The sequence below is a fragment of the Neoluteolibacter marinus genome (genome assembly GCF_014904755.1).
Classification (GTDB): domain Bacteria; phylum Verrucomicrobiota; class Verrucomicrobiia; order Verrucomicrobiales; family Akkermansiaceae; genus Haloferula; species Haloferula marina.
In genome coordinates, this window is the sequence record NZ_JACZFQ010000132.1 from 1 (window position 1) to 23,488 (window position 23,488).

The window sequence follows — 23,488 nt, forward strand, 5'->3', positions numbered from 1 at the left end:
GATTTGAATTCGGCGGTGTAGCGTCGCCGGGGCTTCGGATTCATGGATGGGGTTTCTGAAGGTTGGTGGTCCAGAAATCCAGCTCACCTCAATTCGTTCCATTCGCCAGATGGGTGGTGCCTCAATCCACTTCTTCAATCCGGACGAAGTACTTCGGCCCCATCCCCGACACATCGACGATCGCGGTCTTGCGGTGGCCCGATGACGCCTCATGCGGCGCGGGGATGATCCAGCTCACCGCCGAGAGATCATCCCCGAAGTCTTCCGGAGTCGCGCCGCCGGTGACCTTCAGGGGCGCTGCTCCGTCCGGTGCCAGGAAATCGACCCGCAGCTCGTCCCCGACCCGCACCACGCCCAGCACCGTGGGCTCCGTCACCGCGGGCACCGACTCGAAGGTGCCGATCTCCGGGATCTGGGGGAAATCGGCCACCCCGTCGAAGCGCAGGTCGTAGTGCTGGTTGCCATCCAGCTCCTCCAGCCGGGACAGCGAGCCATCCACCACCGAAGTGGTTCTGGCCGCCGCCGTCAGCACCGCGAAGGGCGTCTTGCCGCCGGGTGTGTTGTCGGAAGGAGCCTGCAGAAGATCTCCCACGAGGTAGGTCCGCATCACCGAGGCGTCGGTGGCGGAACGGGTCGGCGGCTGCACCAGCGGCGCCACGCTGAAGGACAGCTCCTGGTAATTGTCGAGGTTGGGGGCGGTGACATACCCGCCCAACAGGGAGATGCGGAAATCCGGTTGCGTCGCGTCCGCGACCCGGCGCATGGCCCGGCTTTCCACGGCGACCGTGTCGGTCATCTTGATCGTCACCCAGCCGCCTGTAATGCCGTGGGTGATCTCAAAGGAATAGCGCGTCGCCAGCGGGCGGTCCGCGTTGGAACTCAGATTGTCGGTCTGGAAGCCGGCACGGAAGTCCACGACCTGGCAGGATTCCGAGCCGAACGAGTTGTTGGTCCGGGGGTCGCGGTTGGTGAAGTCTTCACTGGTGTTCCAGTCGAAGAAGCTCCGCGGGCTGTACGCCGATTGCGTCTCCAAGCCCCAGGTCCACTGGCTTTCCGTCCAGGTCCCGAATTCGCGCGACTCTCCCGGCTGCAGCGTGAAAGGATGCACCGGCGCCTGCCCGGTGTGCGACTCCCGCAGCAGCAGCGTGAAGTACTTGCGGGCGTTCGGGTTGTGGTCATTGGCGATCTGCAGCTGCGCCAGCCCGTCGAAGCTCCCGGTTTCCCACGGTGCCCTCAGGTAGATGCCGTTCTTCTTGAAGCGGAAGCCCACCGGCGGGTCCCAGATCCGGATCCTCACCTTGTCCAGCGTGAGCTCGTCGGGGTAGGGGTTGTACAGCGTCACCCGCGGCTCGTAGACAAGATGCGGCACCGCGTAATTCGTGTTTCCCGGCGGAACGCCGGCGTTGTTGTAGAAGGCGACCCGGTCGGGGATGCTGTTGTAGTGGGTGACCAGCGAAAACACGACCTGCACCTTCGCGATCACCGGCGGCCGGTAGCCCGCGGGAGGACGGCCGCGGATCTGCGCCCCGGCGTCTCCGGCCAATACCGCCAGGATCATCGCCACGCGCAGCAGGGGGATTCTCCGTTTCATGGGTTACCTCACTCTGAGCCGTTTCGCTCTCAATACAACCCGCAATCGGTTCCTCCTCCTCGTCCCTCGTCCTCGGGGAGGATCAATCGTGGCTCGAGATCGTCGAGGACGACGGACGAGAACGACGACGAGGAGGACCACAAATCCAAGCCAAGTGGAGCCAATCGGAAGGGGAGACCCACTGGAACCGCGTCTTCAAATTTCGCGCCCCTTCGCGTTCTTTCGCGGTGAACAAAACCTGCAAAGACTCCGCCCCCAACCCCGGCCACACCTTCCGTGTTTTCCGTGCCTTCGGTGGTTCAACCCACGCAGACTCTGTCCTCAAGCCAGCTCCATCTTTCGCCCATTTCGCCCCTTTCGTTGTCGAAATCCATCACCGGACCGGAAAGCGATTCGTTCCATTCGCCCGATTCGTGGTGCCAACCTGCATCAGACAGGTAACCGCGAAATCACGCGAAAATCCGCGAAATCTGAAATCCCCTGAGGCTTCCCATCCAGAGCCTCTTCCTTTCGCGCCCCTTCGCGTTCTTTCGCGGTTCACAAAAACTGCAAAGACTCCGCCCCCAACCCCGGCTCCACCTTCCGTGTTTTCCGTGTCTTCCGTGGTTCAATCCACGCAGACTCCGTCCTCAAGCCAGCTCCATCTTTCGCCCATTTCGCCTCTTTCGTTGTCAAAGACTCATCACAGCAATCGTCAGGGAAAACCAACCACCTATCCTGTCTCTCCCTCGCTCCACCTATCACCAGACCGGTCCCATTCGTCCGATTCGAAAGATTGGTGGTGCCTCAATTACGAGTTAGGAAAAGTGGCCGGTGATCAGTGCCCAGTGGTCAGAACGAGATAAAAGAACGAGGCGCCTTAGCCTGACCCCAGCCACTGACCACCGACCCCTAAAAAAACCGGCACAACGGGCGCTCATCCCCGTCGTGCCGGTCAGGCTGTCCATTCCGTGAGCCCCTTCGCGGGCCTCACGCGCAGATCCGGGATCCGGTCGAACTCCAATCCGACGACCCCGTGGTGCCGCCCATCGCGCGGACCCGGACGACATACACCTTGCCCGGTGTCAGGTCCGCCAGGAGCATCCGGCGGGAGCCGCTGTGGAAGCCGCCGTTCATCCACGGCCCCATCGTTTCGCCGACCAGCTCGGCCAGCTCGACTTGATAGCCGCGGGCGTTGCGGATCGCCCTCACCGAGACCACCAGCTCGCCGGTCTGGCCGGTCACCAGCTTCTGGATCACCGGCGTCGCCAGCGGGCCGCGGGTGCGGTTGGTGCTCACCGCCTCGAAGCCGCTCGACAGCAGCACCGCCAGGTCATTGGCGCTGGTCACCTGGACGTAGAAGGCCTGGGCCTTCAGCAGCTCGATCAGCGTGGCGCGCAGGTTGTTCTTGGTCGCCGTCGCGGCGGTGCCGCCCTGGACCATCGCCGCCATCGCGGCGACGAAGTCCGTCACGGCCGTCTGCAGCTCCGCCAGCGGCACCGTCGGGGTGGGGAAGCTGGCGTTCCCGGTCATGTTCAGGATCACGCCATTGGCGCGTTCCTTCAGCTGGGCATCCGTTCCCGAGCCGAAGGCCAGGGAAACGCGGAGGATGGGTGTGTTATCATTCATGGCTGGTTTTCATGTTTGGTGTGTTAGCAGTCATGCGGTCCGGCAGGTGGAGTCCTGCATCGGTGCATGTTTTTTCGACTACCACGACACATGCGGACAGATCCATTAAAAATATCATGCCCCGGATGGCGTGATAGGGGTTAAAAATTTAAGATTTACAAAATATCGAAACTCGGAATCCCGCGCCGTTGCGGGGATTTTTCAAAAACCCTGTTAGAGCGGCCCGGGAGTTAAGCGTCCAAATCAATACCCGTTACAAAATGCACTTTTCCCCGTCTTCTGGGAATCGCTCCCATGCCTTGACCGGGGCCTTCTCCATCCACCGTAGGCGCATTCGTGAGAATGCGATGCCCCGGACCGGCATCCCCGCGGTGTCACCACCGCGCCTACGGATCCTCCATCATCCGCCAGGGCATCAACAACCCTCTCCAACCTTCCGCGTATTCCGTGCCTTCCGTGGTTCCAAAAGCACCAGACCGACCTCCCATGCCCAGACCCAGGCAACTTTCGCCCCTTTCGCCCGTTTCGTTGTCAAAACCCACCTCCAAACCGACCTCCCATTCGATCCATTCGTCCGATTGGTGGTGCCCCGGACGACACCTCCCGCGGTGTCACCACCCCGCCTACGGATCCTCCATCATCCGCCAGGGCATCACCAACCCTCACCAACCTTCCGCGTATTCCGTGCCTTCCGTGGTTCCAAAAGCACCAGACCGACCTCCCATTCGTTCCGTTCGTCCGATTGGTGGTGCCCCGGACGACACCTCCCGCGGTGTCACCACCGCGCCTACGGCTCCTCCAGCATCAGCCAAGACATCACCAACCCTCTCCAACCTTCCGCGTATTCCGTGCCTTCCGTGGTTCTAAAAGCACCAGACCGACCTCCCATGCCCAGACCCAGGCAACCTTCGCTTCCTTCGCCCGTTTCGTTGTCAAAACCCACCCCCGGACCGACCTCCCATTCGTTCCATTCGTCCGATGGGTGGTGCCCCTTTCTGCCTTTTCCCGGCCCTCCTCCCTCCAATTCCGTGGATTTTCACGCCGTCATTTTACCTTGTGACGCCGTAAAAATGGATTTTCACGGAGCAACTTTATAAAGTGACGCTCTAAAAATGGATTTTCACAGAGCAACTTTATAAAGTGACGCTCTGAAAATGGATTTTCACGGAGTAACTTTATAAAGTGACGCTCTAAAAATGGATTTTCACAGAGCAACTTTATAAAGGAACGCTCTAAAAATGGATTTTGATGGAGCAACTTTACAAAGTGACGCCCTGAAAATGGATTTTCACGAGGCAACTTTATAAAGGAACGGCGTCACAAGGGATTTTCACGCCCCGGGGGAGGCCGGGGAAGCGGCCATGGGGGAACCGCGAAAGGGCGCGAAAAGGGGAGGTTCCTGCGCCTCTTCATCCCTCGTCCTCCCATTCGTCCGATTCGAGCGATGGGTGGTGCCTGTCTCCCTGTCATCGTCGCTTCGCGTGATGACTTTCCGCTTCCCGCGATTCTCTCCGTTCTCTAAGTCTTCCTGACCATTCTCCCCGCATGCCCGCAGCCGAAATTCCAGCCATTATTCCGGTTCCCCTAGCGCGCCGATCTTCCGTGGCATGAACAAGAAGGATCTCAAGGAGGCGGACATCCGCACCAAGTTCATCACCCCGGCGATCCAGAAGGCGGGGTGGGACATCATGACCCAGGTCCGGGAAGAGGTCTATTTCACCAAAGGCCGGATCGTGGTGAGGGGGAAGCTGGTCGCCCGTGGCAAGCCCAAGGTCGCGGACTATCTTCTCTACTCCGGCGATATTCCGATCGCGATCGTCGAAGCCAAGGACAACAAGCACGAGGTCGCGGACGGGCTCCAGCAAGGGCTCGACTACGCGGTCACCCTCGACGTGCCCTTCGCCTTCTCGTCGAACGGGGACGGCTTCGCCTTCCATGACAGGACCGGCACGTTTCCGGAGGTTGAGACGGAGTTTGGCATGGACGACTTTCCCTCCCCGGAGCTTCTCCGGGCCAAATATGATGAGTGGAAGGGGCTCACGCCTGCCGAGGCGAAGGTCGTTGCAACGCCCTATCACGACGATGGCGAGAAGAAGGAGCCGCGTTATTACCAACGCATCGCAATCGATCGCACCATCGAGGCCATTGCCCGCGGGCAGGACCGGATCCTTCTGGTCATGGCCACCGGTACGGGCAAGACCTACACTGCGTTCCAGATCATCTGGCGTTTGTGGAGGTCCGGTGCGAAAAAGCGCATTCTTTTTCTCGCCGACCGCAATGTCCTGGTGGACCAGACGATGGTGAGCGACTTCCGGCCGTTCGAGAAAGCGATGGCGAAGCTGAGCGCCAAGTCGAAGACGATCCAAAAGAAAGACGGCACCAAGGCAAAGATCTCCACCGCCATCCGCAAGGGTCGCCAGATTGATACCGCCTACGAGATCTACCTCGGGCTCTACCAGGCGCTGACCGGACCGAAGGAGAAAGACAAGATCTACAAGGAGCTTTCCCCCGACTTTTTTGACCTGATCATCATCGACGAGTGTCACCGCGGCAGCGCGGCAGAGGACTCGGCCTGGCGGGAGATCCTCGAGCATTTTGCCGGGGCCACCCAAATCGGCCTCACCGCCACTCCGAAAGAGACGGAATACGTCTCCAACATGCACTACTTCGGCCAGCCGCTCTACACCTACTCCCTGAAACAGGGCATCGAGGACGGCTTCCTGGCACCCTACAAGGTGGTGAAGATCCACATCGACAAGGACGTCGAGGGTTACCGGCCGGAACCGGGGAAGGTGGATGTCGATGGTGAGGTGGTGGAGGACCGGATCTACAACCAGAAGGATTACGACCGGAACCTGATCATCGACGAGAGGACTCGCATCGTTGCCCGCACGGTGACCCGGTACCTCAGCGAGGCGAAGGACCCGTACCAGAAGACCATCGTCTTCTGCGTCGATACCGAACATGCCCTCCGAATGCGGAAAGCGTTGATCGACGAGAACCAGCAGCTGGTGAAGGAGGACCCGCGCTACATCATGCGGATCACCGGAAACGACAAATGGGGCATCGACGAACTCGACAACTTCATTGATCCCGAAAGCCGCTATCCGGTCATCGTCACCACCTCGCGCTTGCTCTCCACCGGGGTGGACGCCCAGACCTGCAAGCTGATCGTGCTGGATCGGGAAGTCGGCTCGATGACCGAGTTCAAGCAGATCATAGGTCGCGGCACTCGGATCCATGAGGAGGAGAACAAGCTTTACTTCACCCTGATCGACTTCCGGCAGGCGACCAATCATTTCGCCGACAAGGATTTCGATGGAGATCCGGTTCAAATCTATGAACCCAAGGGAGACGATCCCGTCTTGCCTCCCGATCCCGAGGAGCCGGAAACGCCGTCCGGTGGGCTGCACGAAGAGGAGGGGCCCTATCAAACAGGTGGAGAGCCCCCTGAGATCCCCGGCCCTCCGGGCGGCAACGGGGGACCCGAACCGCGTCGAAAAATCCGCGTCAACGGCGTGGCGGTGAGCATCCTCGCCGAACGCGTGGAATACTACGGCGACGACGGCAAACTGGTCACCGAGTCGCTCCGTGACTACTCCCGCAAGACCATCCTTGGAGACTACGCTTCCTTGGACGAGTTTCTGAAAACCTGGAAGGGCGCGGACCGCAAGGCGACGGTGCTGGAGGAAATGGAGGCCCATGGATTGGCAATCGATGTCCTCCGCGACGACGTGGACCCCGACCTCGATGCCTTCGACCTGATCTGCCACGTCGCCTACGGCCAGCCGCCGCTAACCCGACGGGAGCGGGCGGAGAATGTCCGCAAGCGCGACGTCTTCACCCAATACGGCGTCGAAGCCCGGGCAGTTCTTCAGGCCCTGCTCGACCGCTATGCCGATGGAGGCATCCTCGACCTTGAAGACCCCACGGTTCTCCACCAGAAGCCCTTCAACGAGATCGGCCGCCCGCTGGAAATCGCCGCCTTCTTCGGCGGGGCGGAGGGCTACCGGAAGGCCATCCGTGAACTCGAAGACTCCCTTTATCCCGCTGCCTGATGAACGACGTCGCCTCTCTGAAATCCGACTACGAGGCTCTCAATAACCTCATTGTGAACTCTCCCGAGTTCGAGGATCTCGAACGGATGCTCGGGGGCTTCAACTTGTTTCAGGTGCTGAAATTTGAATATGGTGAGATCCGGCATTCGAACGTGCTCGGTTGGATTCTCGATCCATCGGAATCCCATGGCCTCGATGAGCTGTTCCTCAAGAAGTGGCTGATGCGCGTGCTCCACGAGGCCGAGGAACCGCAGACATCGGTTTCAGCCGTGCGTATTGATTCGTGGCAGCTTCTCGACGTGGAAGTGCGTCGGGAATGGCGACACATCGATTTGCTTCTAGTCCTTCGGTTCGCCGGAGAAGATCCATGGGTCGTGGCCATCGAGAACAAAGTCAACTCGAGCCAGCATTCCGATCAGCTCAGCCGCTATCGGCAGACTGTGGAGAATGAGTTCCCTGACGCTGGCGAACTTCTCTATCTCTTCCTGACCAAGAACTCCGAGAGCGCGGACGATGCGGCATACATTCCGGCGTCCTATGCGCAAATTCATCGGGTGCTGAAGGAGTGTGTCGCCGCTCGCTCCCATCTGATCGGCACAGAACCAACGACCTTGCTGGAGAACTATCTCCGGCTCCTTGAGGAGAAATTCATGGACGAAAACGAAATCGCACGCATCGCGAGGAAGATCTACAAAGAGCACAAGCGGGCACTCGACGTGATCTACAGTCATCGCCCGGATCACATTCAGCTCCTAACCAAAAGTGTGGAGGAGTGCTTGATTGAAAAGTCAGGTAAGCTGGGAATCCAGATGGCACCTGTCAGCAAGGGGTTCGTCCGCTTCATTCCCAGCTCATGGAGTCATCCGGGCAACCAGCACGGAACGGGCTGGTCGAACGACTGGAAGGGAACGGTGCTCTTTGAAATTAATCTTAGGGGTAAGAACCCCAAGCTTTACGTCATTTCGGGTAAAGCGCCGGATTCTTGGGCCGATAGGATATGGACTAAGGTCCAAAGTCCGGGGTCGCCGTTCGTGCGCAATCGGACTGCGACGAAGCGTCCAAAAGAGTGGATATCGCTCCACTACGCAGGCGCTGCAAAAATTGATCTTGATGCCGTGGACGCTGAGGACATGGGAGGGCTCCACGAGGAAATTGTCGCTTGGTGCGCCAAGCTTCTCGCCCAAGAGAAGACTCTCAAGGTCATTCAATCTGTTGCTGCCGAGCTCCCGGCCCTCGACGACCACTACCGATCCCAAGTTTCCTGACCCATGTCCCTGACCGCCACCATCAAGTCGATCCAGAACGAGATGCGCAAGGACGAGGGCGTCGGCGGCGACGACCAGCGCATCGAGCAGCTCGCCTGGATGCTCTTCCTCAAGATCTACGACGCCAAGGAGTCGGAGTGGGAGTTCACCGACCCGGACTACCGGTCGCTGCTGCCCGATGAACTGAAGTGGCGGAACTGGGCCGCCGATCCCGAGGGGATGACCGGCGAGGAGCTGCTGAACTTCGTCAACAACCGTCTCTTCCCCGGCCTCCAGAATCTCGAAACCGGCCGCAAGGACGGACGGGCGCGGATCGTCCGCGAGGTCTTCGACGGCGGCTACAACTTCATGCGCAGCGGCCAGCAGCTCCGCAAGGTGATCAACAAGCTCGAGGAGATCGACTTCAACAGCCTCGTCGAGCGCCAGCACTTCGGCGACATCTATGAGAAGATCCTCAGCGACCTCCAGTCGGCGGGAAATGCCGGCGAATTCTACACCCCGCGGGCCGTCACCCAGTTCATGGCCGACCGGATCGACCCGCGGCCCGGCGAGCTGCTGCTGGATCCCGCCTGCGGCACCGGCGGCTTCCTAACCTGCGCCATCAACCACATGCGCCAGCACCACGTGAAGGGGGTGAAGGACGAGCGCAAGCTCCAGGCCGGCCTGCGCGGGGTGGAGAAGAAGCACATGCCGCACCTGCTGTGCATGACGAACCTGCTGCTCCACGACATCGAGGACCCCGGCTTTGTCCGCCACGACAACACCCTGGCCCGGCCCTACACGAGCTGGGGAAAGGACGAGCGGGTCGAGGTCGTGCTCACCAACCCGCCCTTCGGCGGCAAGGAGGCCGATGGCCTGGAGGCGAACTTCCCGAAGAAATACCAGACCCGGGAAACCGCCGACCTGTTCCTCGCCCTCATCATCCGCCTGCTCAAGCCCGGCGGGCGCTGCGCCATCGTGCTGCCGGACGGCACCCTGTTCGGCGAGGGCGTGAAGACCCGGCTCAAGGAGGCGCTGCTCACCGAGTGCAACCTCCACACCATCGTCCGCCTGCCCAACGGCGTCTTTAATCCCTACACCGGCATCCGCACCAACCTCCTCTTCTTCACCAAGGGCACGCCGACCAAGGAGGTCTGGTACTACGAGCACCCCTATCCGCCAGGAGCGAAAAGCTACAACAAGACCAAGCCGATCCGCTTCGAGGAGTTCGGGCCGGAGCAGGCGTGGTGGGGGGAGCCCGAAAAGGACGGCCGCTACTCGAAGCGCGTCGAGAACGAGCAGGCGTGGCGCGTGCCCGTCGAGGACATCGTCAAAAACGGCTACAACCTCGACATCAAGAACCCGCATGCGGCGGATGACGGCCCCGGTGACATCGAGCACTTGTTGCCGGAATACGAGGAACTCCTCAAGCAGCTCGCGGAAACGAAGGCCAAGCTCAAAGCCGAGCTACATTCCGCGCTCACCGCATCCCAGGCATGAGCGTCCCGCTCGACATTTTCTCTGAGGAATTCGGAGAACTGGTGAACGATCTTGATGCTATTGATCGAATCCGCGGATTGGCCTTGGAAACCGCGATTTCTCCACGCAGCTGGCCACAACTCGCGCTTGAGGCAACGACGCTCAAAATTACGGACGGTGCGCACAAGACCCCGCGTTACGTTGAGTCGGGTGTTCCCTTCGTTTCCGTCAAAGACTTCAGCGGCGGTCGACTGGACATGTCCGACACTAGGTTCATCACGGAAGAGGAGCACGCTGCCCTGTTTCGACGGTGTGACCCTCGCCTAGACGACATTCTTCTCGGTCGCATCGGAACGTTGGGAAAGGCGGTTGTGGTAGACGTTGATTGCGAATTCAGTCTTTTCGTTAGCGCGGCACTCATTCGTCCCGATCATTCGAAAATTGGATCAAGGTTCCTTCAGCTCGTTCTTAATTCCCCAGATACAAAAGCAAAGTTCGATGCCGTTAAGGTTGGAGGAGCGACTCACACAAATAAGATTAACCTCAAGGACCTCAGATCGATTTTGATTCCGGTGCCGCCCCTCCCCGAGCAAAAGCGGATTGTGGCGAAGGTGGATGCCTTGATGGCGCAGTGTGACCGGCTAGAGGCGCAACTGCGCGAGCGCGACACCCGCCAGTCCGAATTGGCCCGCGCCGCGCTGGCCCGCTTCACCGAATTCCCGACCCCGGCCAACCTCCAGCTCCTCTTCCACGACTCCTTCACCCTCACCCCCGCCGACCTCCGCAAAACCATCCTCACCCTCGCCGCTTTGGGGAAACTGGTCCCGAAGCAGGGAGCGTGGGAGAGTCTTAGTCTCAGCGATGCCGCAGCCGAGATCGTTGATTGTCCCCATTCAACGCCGAAATGGACGAACGAAGGGAAAATCTGTGTTCGGACCAATCAATTTCGGCCGGGGCATCTTGATCTTACAGCGTCTCGCTTCGTTAGCGAGAAGACGTATTTGGAACGAGTCCAGCGCTTGAAACCGAGGGAGGATGACATCCTCTACAGCCGAGAAGGGGGGATTTTGGGGGTTGCTTGCCGTGTCCCGTCCGGGACGGAGATCTGCCTCGGGCAACGGATGATGCTCATCAGGACCGGAAAGACGCTTGTGCCGGCTTTCTTGGAACAAGTCTTGAACTCTCCCTTCATCACTGAGGTTGCCAGATCTAGGACTACCGGCGGAGCAGCACCGCGCGTCAACGTTTCGACAGTAAAGGCATATTCGATCCCCATCCCGCCCCTCGCCGAGCAACGCCGGATCGTCGCCAAAGTCGATCAACTGATGGCCTTGGTGGACGAGTGGGAAGCCCGCCTCACCGCCACCCGCACGACCGCCACCCGCCTCCTCGACGCACTCGTGGCGAAACTCACTACCGAGCCATGATCGCGTTCGAACAAGAGAATGACGGGCCGGATCTGATGCTTATCTACACCTCTGAAAACAACGAAGGAGAATGGCTTAAGTATCAGCTTCAAACCACGGGAAAGGTCAGTCTCAGTGGTCGTATATTTGACGTCACGAAGGAGCGGCTAATCGAGCTTGATGAGGAGGATGATGAGTATGAGGAAGGTCGCTTCGTGTTCTACATCGGGACCGTTTGCGCCAGCTACTATTGCATCGATCGTGAGGTGCTAGGCCTCAATTTCGACCTCGCGATCCACGTCTCGATTAAACTAGAGCGCAGGGTCTTCGCGGCAGAGCGGAACATCTCGATCTTTCGCCGGATGAATGAGTTTGACCTCAAGACTCTTTGGGTCGGCGGTGATAAGCCGGGTGCGCTTCCCAAAGATGTATTCGAGAAGCTGCTGAGGGATTTCCCGAACACCTATGAGCTGAACCGTTATGCCGCTGCACGAGTGAGCGCAATCCTCCGCGAGCATCTTCCAATCGAACAAGATCACGAGGATAGGTATAAGCGTTACATGAATCGGCGCGTTTCTCGCGCTCTAGGTGATCCGCGCGAGGATTTCGCCGCCTACGAGGTCGACAAATACTCGGATCTCATCAGTCGGATTGAGGTCATGCTGGAACAGCCGGATTCATACAACGAAGGTCAGTGGCAGAAGGAGATTCTTGGGTTCATCCTGTTCCTTTTTCCAAAATACGTCACCGCGTTTCGCGAGGCGCCGGTGCGAGACAGCCTGGCTGGCAAAGACAGAGCCATCGACTTTTTGCTGGTGGACGCCTCGGGTTACGTGGACGGGATCGAGATCAAGAAGCCGTTCTCCGAGTGCATTGTCACGCGAAACCGTTACCGCGACAACCACGTCCCGATGCGTGAGCTGAATGGAACCGTAATGCAGCTGGAGAAGTATCTCTTTCACCTCAACCGATGGGGGCAAGTTGGCGAACAAAGGTTGAACAAGCGCTACGCTCCGGACCTGCCCGCCGGCGTTGAGATCAAGATCGTGAACCCCACCGGCATGATCATCATGGGGCGGGATACCGATTGGACCCCGGAGCAACGGATCGACTTTGAAGTGATTCGCCGCAAATACCGCCATGTCCTCGAGATCATGACCTACGACGACCTCCTTCGGCGGCTCAAGGTCATCCGCGATCAGTTCGAAGCTCTTGCCCAGGCCCAGTGATGACCCACTTTGATGTACATACGCCGTTTCGCTGCTGAGCAGGTAGTAGCTGGACCCGTCCCTAATTTGTGACGCATGAAGATCTTCACCGCCGAGAGATTCCACGAACCGACCAAACGGGGGCTGATCCGCCCGTTCCTGGTGACGGCGAGTGATGAGGCGACCGGCGAGAAGGCGACGCTGGTGGTGAAGAGTCTTGCTGGCTACGACGACCAGGGCGAACTCAAGCACATGCACCGCGAGGCGTATTGCCTGTTGCTCGCCCGCGGACTCGGGCTGACCGCGCCGGAACCCGTTGGCGTGGAGATCCCGGAAGGCTTTGAGTTCGGCGCCCTCGATTTCCGCAACCACCTCAACACCGACTACTACGATCTGATCGAGCGGAGCCATGGCCGGAACCTGGCGACCGTCCACCTCGGCAACGACTGGAAGCCATGGACCGCGACCAACCGACCGAAGAAGATCACCCAGGGGACGATCAACGATGCCTACGCCTATGACGGGCTGGTCCAGAACGACGACCGGACCACGGAGAACCCAAATCTCCTCTGGAAGGCTGAGAAACTGGCGGTCCTGGATTTCGACCGGGCCTGGTGCCTGGGCTTCTTTTTGCAAGAGAAGCGCTCGTGGCGGAAGGCGCTGGAACGCCTGAATCTCAAGCAAAACAGTCTCTTTCCGCACCTGAAACGGGAGGCCAAGGCGGACCCCTTCCTCGGCGTCGGACTGAGGGCGGCGCTGGACCGGGAGAAGCTGGCCAAGCTCTCGCAGGCCTGCATCGACGAGGTGGAGGCCTGCTTCCCGGGGTCGAATCTGGACTTCCAGCAGATCCAACCCTACGTTACGAGGCTCGCCGGCGACGCCGACGACTTTTTCCAATACCTCACCCAGCTGGTCCAGCCATGACCAAGGAACCCTACAGCTATTGCTTCCTCCAGTATTGCCACGAACCGCTTTCCGGCGAGTTCGCGAATATTGGCGTGCTGGTGTGGGCTCCGCGCAGCCAATACCTCGGTTTCGAGGCGACCGAACGCTTCTCGCGTCTGAGCGAGTTTTTCGGAGGCTTCGAAAGCGGCGACTATCGGAACATCGTGGCGCGCCTGAAGACCCGCTTCCGCCAACTGGCGGGCGAATTCGAGCACCCGCAATCGGTGTTGCCGACGGAAGCGAGGCCTGAGAGCGCCCGGGAGATCGCCTTGCGGGTGGTGCCCCACGACTCGGCCGCCCTGCAATGGAGCCGGTCGGGCGGGGGACTTGCTTCGGACCCTCACGCTGAGCTGCAGGATCTGTTCCAGCAATACATCGGTCGCCACTACGAAAAGGAGCGGGCAAAGGGCAGGAACGAGCGGATCGTATATCGGGAAGTGTACCAGAAGGTTTTTCAGGAGCCGGTGGTCGCACGACACCTCAGCTCACACCACGTCCACTCGGAGTTTGCCGATCACACTTTTCCAAATGCTTGGAAAAATGGGATTTGGAATGTGTACGAAACACTCTCGTTTGACCTGGTCAGCGGGGATCAGATTCGTGCGAAAGCGCACCGGTGGGAAAGCATGACCCGGTATCTGCACGAGGCGGAGAAGCTGAAGATTACCTACCTGCTCGGGGCACCGGAAGGCCGGAATAGGAAGGCCTACGGGACCGCGAAGTTGCTGCTGGAAAAGGCTCAAGCTCGTCTCGTCGAGGAGAACGAGGCGGAGGACTTCGGACGAGAGCTTGCCAGCCGTATCGCGGCGGCGGCTCATTGAGTGATTTGTTCTTACAGCTCCTGAAAGGTGGGTGTCAGGGGATCTGCCACCGCTACCGACCCCTGCGCGGCCGATGAAGCAGAATGATCTGTGGCTCGCCGCGACGGCCGCGGCGCTTAAGGCGGAGCTCGTGAGCGCGGATCATGATTTCGATCACCTGGACGGTGTCTTCTTCAAGAGCCACTTCATCGGGCAGGGGAGCTAGGGATGCGCGTCATGCCGGGAGGGAGCCCGGGAGATACGGGGGCGGTCGGCTTGTCCTGGATCGAAGGACCGGGACCGGGAGAAAATTTCGGCAGCTCTGCATTTCCTCGCGCGCTCCAATTGCCGTTTTTCTCCTCGATGATGATCGCCGAGGGGAAGAAGAGAAAGCCGGAGGGTTGCCAGCCGGTCCATGCGGTGGTCTTGGGCTTCCACTGCCGGTGGGCGTCGCAGCGCAGACTTGCAAGGTAGCGGCGGGTGACGCCATTGAGGCGATCGGCCTCGGTGACCAACTGGCGGCTGATGCGGTGGACGACCAGCTTCCGCCATTCGACTGGCCAGGGTGAACCGTTGTTGTAAGTCGAGGATGCGGTCCCGTCCGGCCTGAATGTGATATGCTTGGAGAGTAGTGTGGCCGTTTGGTTGAGGACGACCTTCTTGTCCGCCTCGGGTATTGGCTTGAAGCCCTCTACGGCGTGCAGGAGCCCCGCCTCGAGCAATTTGGATGCATTCGACTGGGCGAGGAGAGGGTTGGCGAGCATGAGGAGGAGGGCTGCGAATTTCATGGTTAAGTATTATCGACATTCCGTGATTAGTTCAACCAGTCTAACCATGCCAGCTGGAACCGTGGAAATGACCCATCATCATATCGGAAGTCGGGGAGGTGCCGGGGCTCCATGCAGGATTGTCGAATGGCACGACGCCAAGGGCTACGGGTGGATCGAGGCCGGCGGGAAGCGGGTCTTCGTGCACATCAAGGACTTCGAACCGGGACAGCGGCGGCCGGTCGCGGGGGATGCGGTTTCTTTTACGATGGGGTCGGACGAGCAGGGCCGGCCGCGGGCGAAGGCGGTGCGGCTGGCAAAACAGGAGGCGAAGATCGGCGTCGGGTCGTGGCTGGCGTTGGCCTTGTTGCTGGTGGCACCCTGGCTGGCGGGGCTCTTCCTGCCGGGTCCGGACTGGGGGGTAATGGCCTTGATGGGGGTGGTGTCGATGATCGCATGGATCACCTATCAGCAAGACAAGCAGGCGGCGGGAGCGGGACGGTGGCGGACATCGGAGTCCACGCTTCACCTGATGGAATTTCTCGGCGGCTGGCCGGGCGCCTTTCTGGCGCAACGGAGGTTCCGGCACAAGACGCGGAAGCCGAGCTATCAAGCAGCGTTCTGGGGGATCGTGCTGATCCATCAGGTGGCGGCGGTGGATGTGATCTCGGGCGGGATGATCCGGCGCGGATTGGCGGAGGTGGTGAATTCGGTCGAGATCCGTGGAAGGTGATCCGTGGGGAGAGGCATCGCGCTGTCACTCGGGAGGTGGATCATTTTCGCGAGGGCTATCTTGGGATTGTCGATGAGTGGTGGATTTACGATGGTTCCGAAAGCCCACCGCGCTTGCTCAAGGCCGGTGGCAACCAACCGCCCCGCACGCTCATGGAAGATTCCGTTCCCTATCGCCCTGACCGCTGCGACCGCGAGCCGGTGAAGCCGCTGGATGACCCGGATTTCATCGGGGCGGAGGCGGCCTTGAGGAGGGCCTCGGCGAAGGCGGTGGCGCGGGACCGTGCAGCGGGATTGGAACCGGTGGTGTCCCGGTACGGGGAGGATGGGGGAGGGAATGACGAATGATGAATTTCCGAATGTCGAATGGAGTGGGGGGGGAGGGAATGACGAATGAGGAATTTCCGAATGTCGGATGGAGTGGGAGGGAGGGAATGACGAATGATGAATTCCCGAATGTCGGATGGAGAGGGGGGAGAGTTTGCTAGCTTTCAGATTTCAGGGGGAGGCATGCTGTCACTGCCGCGGTCGGGTCGGTGCGGAAGAGGTTCAGGAATTGTCAGGCAGGGCTGGAGCCCGATCGACAAGAAGGTCCGCATGGGCCATTCACGAGCAAGAGATGCACGCGGGAGGGCCACCGCGCTGATGAAGGCACGGGGCAATGAATCCCACTGGGATATTGCCTCATTTTTCCTTCGGGCGGGTCACCCAGTCCTGATAAGCCGCAACCATGCTTGCAGGTGCGGAGCCGAATTTATGATTTTTCATCATCAGATCCAGGTGAGTGCTTGTCTTTGATTCGCTGATCACCAGATAGACGGAGATTGCCATGGGCTCGCGGAGCATGCGCAGGGTGATGGAGCGGTCGCCGGACAACCAGTGCGCGGCGAACTGCTCCCCGGCGAGTCCCGTGCGGTCCAGTGAGGAGGTGAAAAGCCGGGGTTTGCCAAAGGCCTGCTCCAATTCCGTGACCAGCTTCTCCGCTTTGGGATAGTCCCCGAGATGCGAATTGGTTGATCCCTCCAGCTTGATTTCAACGATGCGCCCCCGGCTCTCCTTGTCCGGGCCCGGGGTGTATTGAACCTTGTAGCAAACCGGCGTGTCTTCTCGGATAAGGAAACTGTGATCCCTGAAGTTCTCGCTGAACGAGCCGAGCTTCCCACGTTCCTCTTCAAGGGTTTCCGTGCTCATGCCGACCTCCAGATCCCAGAGGCATCCGGGCAAGAGCCAGCGGAAGACACCCTTGGGTTGGGGCTTCGCGAAGGCAACCCCGCCGTATGCGGCCATCATCTCCGGCTCCCTCTTCTCGCCTGTAGGAAGGCACAGGGGCTCGAAGAGGAACTTTCCCGGCAGCTGGACGGGTGGGTAGGGCTTCACAACAGAACGCCTCACCACCACGGTTCCCACCACCTTTCCCGATGCCGCGGAAAACACGGGCGAGCCCGGGACGACATCGGGCTCGGCATTCTCGTCGTCGGTGAAAATTTCGAGGCTGATCGGCCCCATGAATGAGGAGTAGTCCTCGCCGTTGGCGGGATTGTACATGAGCTTCCCCTCCACCTTCCTGCCATCCGGGGACACGGCAACCAATCGGTCTCCGGCCTTCAGGCCGAACCCGGGTTCGTAGGGAACGGCCTTCGGGAATTCGGTGTTTCCGAAGATGTAGACGCTCGACGAGGGTTGCTGGAAGGCTTTCGCCTTTGCGGTGTCGAAGCGCAAGCCTTTGGGGAAGTCGAACACCGGCGCCCTGCGGGCCTCACCGGGATCCGCCGCGGTCACGAGGCAGAGCGCTCCGCGGTGGTTCACGCCGTAGCCGGGGAACGACCCGCCAGCGCGAGTGAGCGCCGCATACGAAAGGCCTTCGGCAGCCGCGCAAGGAAACGCCGCCATGATAAACGGCAGGAGAAGCTTCATGCGGCCAAGCTGTCCGACGGCTTTTTTTCGGGCAATGCAAAATGGCTCCCCGGCTTTCCCTGCGTCTTGAAGTCCCGCGTCTGGAACGTCGAACGCTTGATGGATCTGGCTGGCGCCTGATCTGGGAAGTGGCGGCGGGGCCGCGGTGGGAAGGGTTCCCGGGGTTTCACCCCGGGCTGTTGCTGGGCCCCCTCGGGGCCGGGTGGGAGTGAGTCGAGGAAAGGACCCGGCCGTTCCAACATTTGACCCGGCGGAGCGGCCCTGATTGTTTGAAGGGGAGCCGGGCGAATCCGGCCGTCCCTCCCCACGATGAAAACCCCGATCCTTGTTCCTGTGCTGGCGGCCGTGTGTTGCCTGGGCTCCTGCACCCCGTATGCCTACTGGACCGATCACGGGCAACCGGGGGCGATCAAGGCGACGAACCTCCGGACGCAGGAAACCCGGACGGTGATCGTGCGGGACATGACCGAGCCCACGAAGTGCAAGGGCTTTCCCCGCAGCCCGATGGGAATGATCTACGACCGGAAGGGGGACCGGCTGCTCTACCGGGAGGGCGAGGGGCACGCGATCTTCGCCGTCGACCGGGCGACCGGGAATTCGCTGGAGTGGCGGGTCTGCGTGGACGGGGGCCGGTCGATCCCCGAGGACTTCTGCCTGTCCCCCGATGGGAAGCGGATCTACCTCGCGGTGAGGCATCTCCCGTCGCAACGCTGGGGGCTGTGGTCGGCCGCCACCGCGACGCCCGGGGAGCGGCAATGTCTGATCGAGCCGGGGGCGGAGACCCTCACCGCGGTGGCCGCGGCACCGGATGGGAAGTCGCTGTATCTGACCGTCGGCAAGGACGTCAAGGGGCCGCGGGCCTTCGTGCGCCATGACCTGGAGACGGGGAAGCGCACGCCGCTGACCGCGGCGCTGAACGAGACCGCCGGGTTGCGGGACTTTCTGGTCAGTCCCGACGGGAAGCGTCTCTACTGGACGCTGAATCACACCGACAACCGGCTGGACGGGATCTGGACGCTGCCGGCCGATGGCTCCGCGGCGCCGGCGATGCTGCCGCTGCCGGCCGAGGCGAAGAGCTCGGGCGCCTGGGAGATCGTCTATCAGCGGCACTTCTTCGGCCCGGACCGGATCGTCTGGACGGACATGACCACGGGAAGGATCAAGTCGGCGGACCTCGAGGGCGGGGACTACCGGGTGGAAGCGGATCCCAAGGCGTCGGGGGAGGTGACCTATCTCACGGCCCTGGAAGTCATCCGCAAGCGGCCGGGCGGGCCGGGATCGACGGCGGCTTTCACGAAGTGTGGGTGTGGGCAGTGATCCGTGATCCGTGGAAAGTAGAAAGTAAAAAGTGGGAAGAGGTGTTTGGGGATCAAAGGGCTTGGGGCTGACTGGGGGATTTTCTTTCGCGTCGATTCGCGTGTTTCGCGGTGAGAATCCTGCATTGGATCGGAAAACCCGGCGCTGTCACCAGCGCGCCTGCGCGGAGTGATCAGTGATCAGTGGAAAGTAAAAAGTGGGGAGGGGTATCGCGCTGTCACCAGCGCGCCTACGGAGATCCGGGAAGTGATCCGCGAGCATTGCTCGTTCTCGTTCTCGAAGACGCGGGGCCGGGGATGAGATCCCCCGAGGACGAGGGGAAAGGCAGGGGCGTCGGGGGCGGGTGAATCGACTCGACCTCGGGTCGCCGGGCGGGTTGTTTCGAGGCATGGGTTCCGAGATACTCCTGGCCGCGGTGTTGCTCATCGGAGGGGCGGCTAGTTTCTGGATCATCCTCCACCACTCGGCGGGGAAGATCTCCGGGCAGTACCGGCTGCTTGCGGAGCGCTTCGGGCTGGAGCTCGATCAGCCGGCGGCGAGGATGGGTGGCTTCGTCCGGCCGGATCCATCGGTCTACGGCCGCTATCGCGGGCGGGAGATTTCCTTCGCCGCGCTGGCCAAGGGGATCAAGGACAACCGTCAGATCGAGAGCGTGGTGAAGGTGGAGCTGAAGGACAAGATGCTGGCTGCCGAGCTGAGGACGACCGGGCTGCTGGGCGGTCTGGGCCAAGGGGGGCGTGAAGGCCAGGATCCCTGGAAGAGCGGGGACGAGGCCTTCGACAAGGCGGTCAAGGTGCGCACCAACCAGCCAAGGACTCTGGCCGAGGTGCTGACCGACGAGCGGCGTGCCTGGTTGGCCGGCACGTTGAGGCACTCGAAGGCGACGATCTACATCGGCGACGGGATCATTGCCTATGCGAAGCTGGGACTGATCGCCGATGAAGCCACGCGGCGGAAATTCGAGGCGGTGGCCGAGTTTCTCTGCGATCTGGCCGAGGCGATTGAGAAGTGATTGGTGATCGGTGATCGGTGATCAGTGGAAAGTAAAAAGTGGGGAGTGAACCGTGAGCGGTGATCCGTGATCCGTGATCCGTGATCCGTGATCCGTGGGAAGAGGCATCGCGCTGTAACCAGCGCGCCTACGTGGAGGGGATGGAAGACGAGATCCACCATCCACCATCCACCATCCACCATCCACCATCCACCATCTGCCATCCACCATCTGTCATCCACCATCTGTCATCCACCATCTGCCATCTGCCATCTGCCATCTGCCATCTGCCATCTGCCATCTGCCATCTGCCATCTGCCATCTGCCATCTGCCATCTGCCATCTGCCATCTGCCATCTTGATCCGTGGGGAGGGCGGGGGGGTAATGACGAATGACGAATTCCCGAATGTCGAATGAAGTGGGAGGGGAAGTGGGGAATCCGAACGCCCGGCGGCTCCCCGTGGCTGGTGATCGTGGATCCTTGAAGGCATGGCGACGAGCCCCGGGATCGGCCTTGCCGCTTGATCGTCAGGTTGCCGGGTGTTAGTCGATGGGAGACTCCAAAACCCTACCCCGATGCACTGGCTCCTGATCGCGCAACTTCTGGCCCTGACCTTGATCTCTGTGAGAATGTCCGAGGGGACCGCCCGGCGTGGCTTGAGGACGGCGTGGTTCTGGCTGGCATTGGCGCCGCTGAGCCAGTTCGCCATGTCCCTGTTTCGCGCGGGGAACCTCAGGGACGCCCGCGATCTGGCATTGATCGGGGTCTGGGCGGACGGCTTGGGGTGGCTGTTCGTGGGGCTGAGTATCGTTTGCCTGGGAAGAGGCGTGGCAGGGAGAGAATGACGAATGAAGAATTCCCGAATGTCGAATGAAGTGGGAGGAGACGGGGAGTGATCAGTGGAAAGTAAAAAGCAGGGAGCGGCATCGCGCTGTCACCAGCGCGCCTGCGGAGAGGGGATGGAAGACGCGATCTACCATCCACCATCTACGATCTCCCATCTGAGATGCGAATGGGGCGGGGCATCGCGCTGTCACCAGCGCGCCTACGGAGAGGGCCTGAAGGGGCAAATCTACAATCGACAATATCCGATGCGCCGGGGCGCGGTGCTTCGGAACGATTGAAATTGTAGTTTTTCGATGGATCCGCGAGGGTGGCACGCGTTCACCCTTTGCCGTCCCCATGAAAGCAGTCCTACTTTCCCTCCTTTTGTCCTTCGCCGGCACGCTGTGCGGCCGGGCGGATATCGAAGCCTACATGCGGATCGTCGGTCAGACGGCGTTCGCCGAAGAGGGAGTGCCCGAGGAGCTGGCAGGCCAGGGGTTTTTCCCGCTGGGGTCGGTGGAGATCGGCGTGGAGAACACGGTCAATATCGGCTCGGCCAGCGGTGGCGCAGGGGCCGGCAGGGCGAAGTTCAAGCCGCTGAAGATCCGCAAGCGACCCGGGAGGGTGAGCACCGACCTGTTCAAGAAGCTGGTGACGGGGGGGCACTACGATGAGGTGGAGATCGTACTGGTGCGCGGCGGGTTGGCTCCGGGAGCGCCGCCGTCCCTTGTGATGACTTTCGGCCTGAAGATGGTGGTGGCCGCGGCCCTGGACTACAACGTGACCGATGGCGACGCGGCGCCGGATGAGGCGGTGGAGCTGCAATTCGGCGCGATCCGGATGAAGAACTACACCTACGACCCGCAAACCGGGGAATCGACGCCGGCCGGCGAAGAGGTCTGGAGCCAGGTCCTGAACAACGCCACCTTCAACGTGCAGTAAGGATGGCGCGGACGATGAGGGCCGGGACGTCGAGGAAGGGCCTGCCGTGCCTGGTGGCACTGCTGCTGCCCTGCGGAGCGTGCCAGGCGGCAATCGATGCTTACTTCTACCTGAAAGGGAAGTCGGGCGGCGCGCAGACGATCGTGGACCCGGTGCAGGTGCTGGGATTTTCCCGGGGTGCGGAGAACACCGTCGACCTGAGCGGCGAAACCACCGGGGTGGCGACGGGTAAGCCGGCGACGCTGAGCTTGACGCCGAACCTCGCGACGACGGAGATCTTCAGCGGGCTGGTGAGCGGGGCGCATTACCAGATGAAGATCGTGCTCCGCGGCAGCGGCGAGGGAGCGGTGCTGGGCGAGGTGTCCTTCGACGATGTGGTATTCAGCAAGCTGGACGTGAACGCGGCCTCCGGGGATGAGGTGGCGGAGGTGGAGGTGAGCTTCCACTACGGGGCGATGTTCTGGACGGAATATTCCGAGATGAGCCCGAAAGGCACAGGCACGGGGAATTCGGCCGGCTGGTCCTTCCTGACGAACGAGGCGGTGACGACGGACTTCTTCGGCGGCACCGGCGGCGGGGGGCCGCCGGTGGTGACGGACGGGGATCACGACGGCATGCCGGACGCTTGGGAGGACGCGAACGGGCTGAACAAGAACCTGGCGTCGGACGGCGCCGGGGACCTGGACGGCGACGGGCTGGACAACCTGGGGGAATACCTCGCGGGCACCGACCCGCGCTCGGGGAGTTCCTTTTTCCGCACCCGCGTCCGGGTGGCGACCGGCGAGGTGGAGCTGGAATGGACCGCGGTGGGCGGACGGATCTACCGGATCTATCAGTCGGCGACGCTGGAGGACGGCTTCCGTCTTTTGGAGGAGGTCGACGGCGGGGCGGGTGGCACCACGACCTACCAGCCGGCCGCGGGCACCGGGCCGTTCTACCGGGTGGAGGTATTGATGGCGCCGTGAGCTGAGTGCCGAGTGATCAGTGATCAGCGGGCGGGGCTGTTCTCCGCGTTTCCCTCTGCGGACTTCGCGTCTCGGCGGTTCGGTCTTTCCCTTCGTCAACCGTGGTAGTTGCCAGCGGCAACGATGGCCGGGATCGGGGAGCTACCCCAATTCCTCCTCGATGAAATCGACGACAAGGTCGACGAGTTCGTCCATCCCTTCGGCGAGTTCCTCCTCGATGGTGCAGAGATACTCCTCCTCGGTTTCGCTGTAGTCGTTGCGGTCCTCGCTGCGGGTTTCGCACCAGCGGCTGGCATTGAGGGGATCGACGAGGGTGGCGGCGCCGATGAGGTCGAAGGAATTGATGACCCGCTGGTGGTTCACCCCGCTGTGCCAGAAGCCGTGCAGGCAGTCGTCGCTCTCAAGCAGCGGGACGGTCTCATAGACGTCCATCAGCGCGCGTTCCTCGCGGCTGAGGCCGCGCTCGGAGGCCTTGCGCTCGAGGCGATCGATGAGAATCTCGACTTCTTCCGGCCATTCAATCGGTTCCTGGGAAAACATTTCGCGCCGGTCTAGGAAAGTGGGGCGAGGCTTGCAAAGCGAAATCGGAAGGGAGGGGCGGTTGAGTGGCGAGTGGCGAGTGGCGAGTGGCGAGTGGCGAGTGGCGAGTGGCGAGTGGCGAGTGGCGAGTGGCGAGTGGCGAGTGGCGAGTGGC

21 protein-coding genes are annotated in these 23,488 nt (G+C 61.2%); 16 read left to right on the top strand and 5 right to left on the bottom strand.

Going from position 1 to position 23,488, the window contains the following annotated elements:
- Positions 1 to 121: 121 nt before the first annotated feature.
- Both IG178_RS23910 and IG178_RS23915 read right to left on the bottom strand, forming a co-directional pair.
- On the bottom strand, positions 122 to 1,591 hold the full coding sequence (locus IG178_RS23910; protein ID WP_193215121.1) for a hypothetical protein: 1,470 nt from the start codon (positions 1,589 to 1,591) through the stop codon (positions 122 to 124).
- Between the two features lie 969 nt (positions 1,592 to 2,560).
- Positions 2,561 to 3,199: a fibronectin type III domain-containing protein gene (locus IG178_RS23915; protein ID WP_193215122.1), complete on the bottom strand. Its 639-nt coding sequence runs from the start codon at positions 3,197 to 3,199 to the stop codon at positions 2,561 to 2,563.
- A 1,607-nt stretch (positions 3,200 to 4,806) separates the two neighbouring features.
- Between IG178_RS23915 and hsdR the strand changes: the two genes are divergently transcribed.
- The 8 genes from hsdR to IG178_RS25975 all read left to right on the top strand — a co-directional run bounded on the left by hsdR (position 4,807) and on the right by IG178_RS25975 (position 14,565).
- Positions 4,807 to 7,257: an EcoAI/FtnUII family type I restriction enzme subunit R gene (gene hsdR / locus IG178_RS23920; protein WP_193215123.1), complete on the top strand. Its 2,451-nt coding sequence runs from the start codon at positions 4,807 to 4,809 to the stop codon at positions 7,255 to 7,257.
- Positions 7,257 to 8,522, top strand: a complete 1,266-nt coding sequence (locus IG178_RS23925) for a PDDEXK-like family protein (RefSeq protein WP_193215124.1) — start codon at positions 7,257 to 7,259, stop codon at positions 8,520 to 8,522. Before hsdR ends, IG178_RS23925 begins: the two co-directional genes overlap by 1 nt.
- Before the next feature lie 3 nt (positions 8,523 to 8,525).
- The gene (locus IG178_RS23930) at positions 8,526 to 10,001 is read left to right on the top strand and encodes a type I restriction-modification system subunit M (protein WP_193215125.1); all 1,476 of its coding nucleotides are present in this window, start codon (positions 8,526 to 8,528) and stop codon (positions 9,999 to 10,001) included.
- Positions 9,998 to 11,407, top strand: coding sequence for a restriction endonuclease subunit S (locus IG178_RS23935; RefSeq protein ID WP_193215126.1), 1,410 nt, complete (start codon positions 9,998 to 10,000; stop codon positions 11,405 to 11,407). Before IG178_RS23930 ends, IG178_RS23935 begins: the two co-directional genes overlap by 4 nt.
- A complete protein-coding gene (locus IG178_RS23940) occupies positions 11,404 to 12,615 on the top strand; it encodes a Shedu immune nuclease family protein (protein ID WP_193215127.1) in 1,212 nt (403 codons plus the stop codon). The genes IG178_RS23935 and IG178_RS23940 overlap by 4 nt, the downstream gene beginning before the upstream one ends.
- A 75-nt stretch (positions 12,616 to 12,690) precedes the next feature.
- Positions 12,691 to 13,518, top strand: coding sequence for a HipA family kinase (locus IG178_RS23945; protein WP_193215128.1), 828 nt, complete (start codon positions 12,691 to 12,693; stop codon positions 13,516 to 13,518).
- Positions 13,515 to 14,360 carry a DUF3037 domain-containing protein gene (locus IG178_RS23950; RefSeq protein ID WP_193215129.1) on the top strand — a complete coding sequence of 282 codons (846 nt, stop codon included), beginning with the start codon at positions 13,515 to 13,517 and terminating at the stop codon, positions 14,358 to 14,360. Before IG178_RS23945 ends, IG178_RS23950 begins: the two co-directional genes overlap by 4 nt.
- Positions 14,361 to 14,433: 73 nt before the next feature.
- On the top strand, positions 14,434 to 14,565 hold the full coding sequence (locus tag IG178_RS25975; protein WP_255519008.1) for a hypothetical protein: 132 nt from the start codon (positions 14,434 to 14,436) through the stop codon (positions 14,563 to 14,565).
- Here the strand turns inward: IG178_RS25975 and IG178_RS23955 are convergent.
- The gene (locus IG178_RS23955) at positions 14,546 to 15,127 is read right to left on the bottom strand and encodes a hypothetical protein (protein WP_193215130.1); all 582 of its coding nucleotides are present in this window, start codon (positions 15,125 to 15,127) and stop codon (positions 14,546 to 14,548) included. The two genes, IG178_RS25975 and IG178_RS23955, sit on opposite strands and share 20 nt — an antisense overlap.
- 46 nt (positions 15,128 to 15,173) lie before the next feature.
- On the opposite strand from IG178_RS23955, the gene IG178_RS23960 reads away from it, so the two are divergent.
- Both IG178_RS23960 and IG178_RS23965 read left to right on the top strand, forming a co-directional pair.
- A complete protein-coding gene (locus tag IG178_RS23960) occupies positions 15,174 to 15,839 on the top strand; it encodes a cold shock and DUF1294 domain-containing protein (protein ID WP_226895728.1) in 666 nt (221 codons plus the stop codon).
- Positions 15,840 to 15,991: 152 nt separating this feature from the next.
- Entirely contained in the window at positions 15,992 to 16,186 is a 195-nt protein-coding gene (locus IG178_RS23965; protein WP_193215132.1) for a hypothetical protein, read from the top strand.
- Between the two features lie 336 nt (positions 16,187 to 16,522).
- On the opposite strand, the gene IG178_RS23970 is transcribed toward IG178_RS23965, so the two are convergent.
- Positions 16,523 to 17,383 (bottom strand): hypothetical protein, encoded by an 861-nt coding sequence (locus IG178_RS23970; RefSeq protein WP_193215133.1) that lies wholly within the window; start codon positions 17,381 to 17,383, stop codon positions 16,523 to 16,525.
- A gap of 135 nt (positions 17,384 to 17,518) precedes the next feature.
- Between IG178_RS23970 and IG178_RS23975 the strand changes: the two genes are divergently transcribed.
- From IG178_RS23975 to IG178_RS24000, 6 genes are all read left to right on the top strand, one after another.
- Positions 17,519 to 17,872, top strand: coding sequence for a hypothetical protein (locus IG178_RS23975; protein WP_193215134.1), 354 nt, complete (start codon positions 17,519 to 17,521; stop codon positions 17,870 to 17,872).
- Positions 17,873 to 18,061: 189 nt separating this feature from the next.
- Entirely contained in the window at positions 18,062 to 19,069 is a 1,008-nt protein-coding gene (locus IG178_RS23980; RefSeq protein WP_193215135.1) for a TolB family protein, read from the top strand.
- A gap of 388 nt (positions 19,070 to 19,457) precedes the next feature.
- Positions 19,458 to 20,081: a hypothetical protein gene (locus IG178_RS23985; RefSeq protein WP_193215136.1), complete on the top strand. Its 624-nt coding sequence runs from the start codon at positions 19,458 to 19,460 to the stop codon at positions 20,079 to 20,081.
- 556 nt (positions 20,082 to 20,637) lie between these two features.
- Positions 20,638 to 20,907: a hypothetical protein gene (locus IG178_RS23990; RefSeq protein WP_226895729.1), complete on the top strand. Its 270-nt coding sequence runs from the start codon at positions 20,638 to 20,640 to the stop codon at positions 20,905 to 20,907.
- Between the two features lie 337 nt (positions 20,908 to 21,244).
- Positions 21,245 to 21,829 (top strand): type VI secretion system tube protein Hcp, encoded by a 585-nt coding sequence (locus IG178_RS23995; RefSeq protein ID WP_193215138.1) that lies wholly within the window; start codon positions 21,245 to 21,247, stop codon positions 21,827 to 21,829.
- Positions 21,830 to 21,843: 14 nt separating this feature from the next.
- A complete protein-coding gene (locus tag IG178_RS24000; protein ID WP_193215139.1) occupies positions 21,844 to 22,794 on the top strand; it encodes a hypothetical protein in 951 nt (316 codons plus the stop codon).
- Positions 22,795 to 22,935: 141 nt separating this feature from the next.
- On the opposite strand, the gene IG178_RS24005 is transcribed toward IG178_RS24000, so the two are convergent.
- Positions 22,936 to 23,334 (bottom strand): hypothetical protein, encoded by a 399-nt coding sequence (locus IG178_RS24005; protein ID WP_193215140.1) that lies wholly within the window; start codon positions 23,332 to 23,334, stop codon positions 22,936 to 22,938.
- Positions 23,335 to 23,488 lie beyond the last annotated feature (154 nt).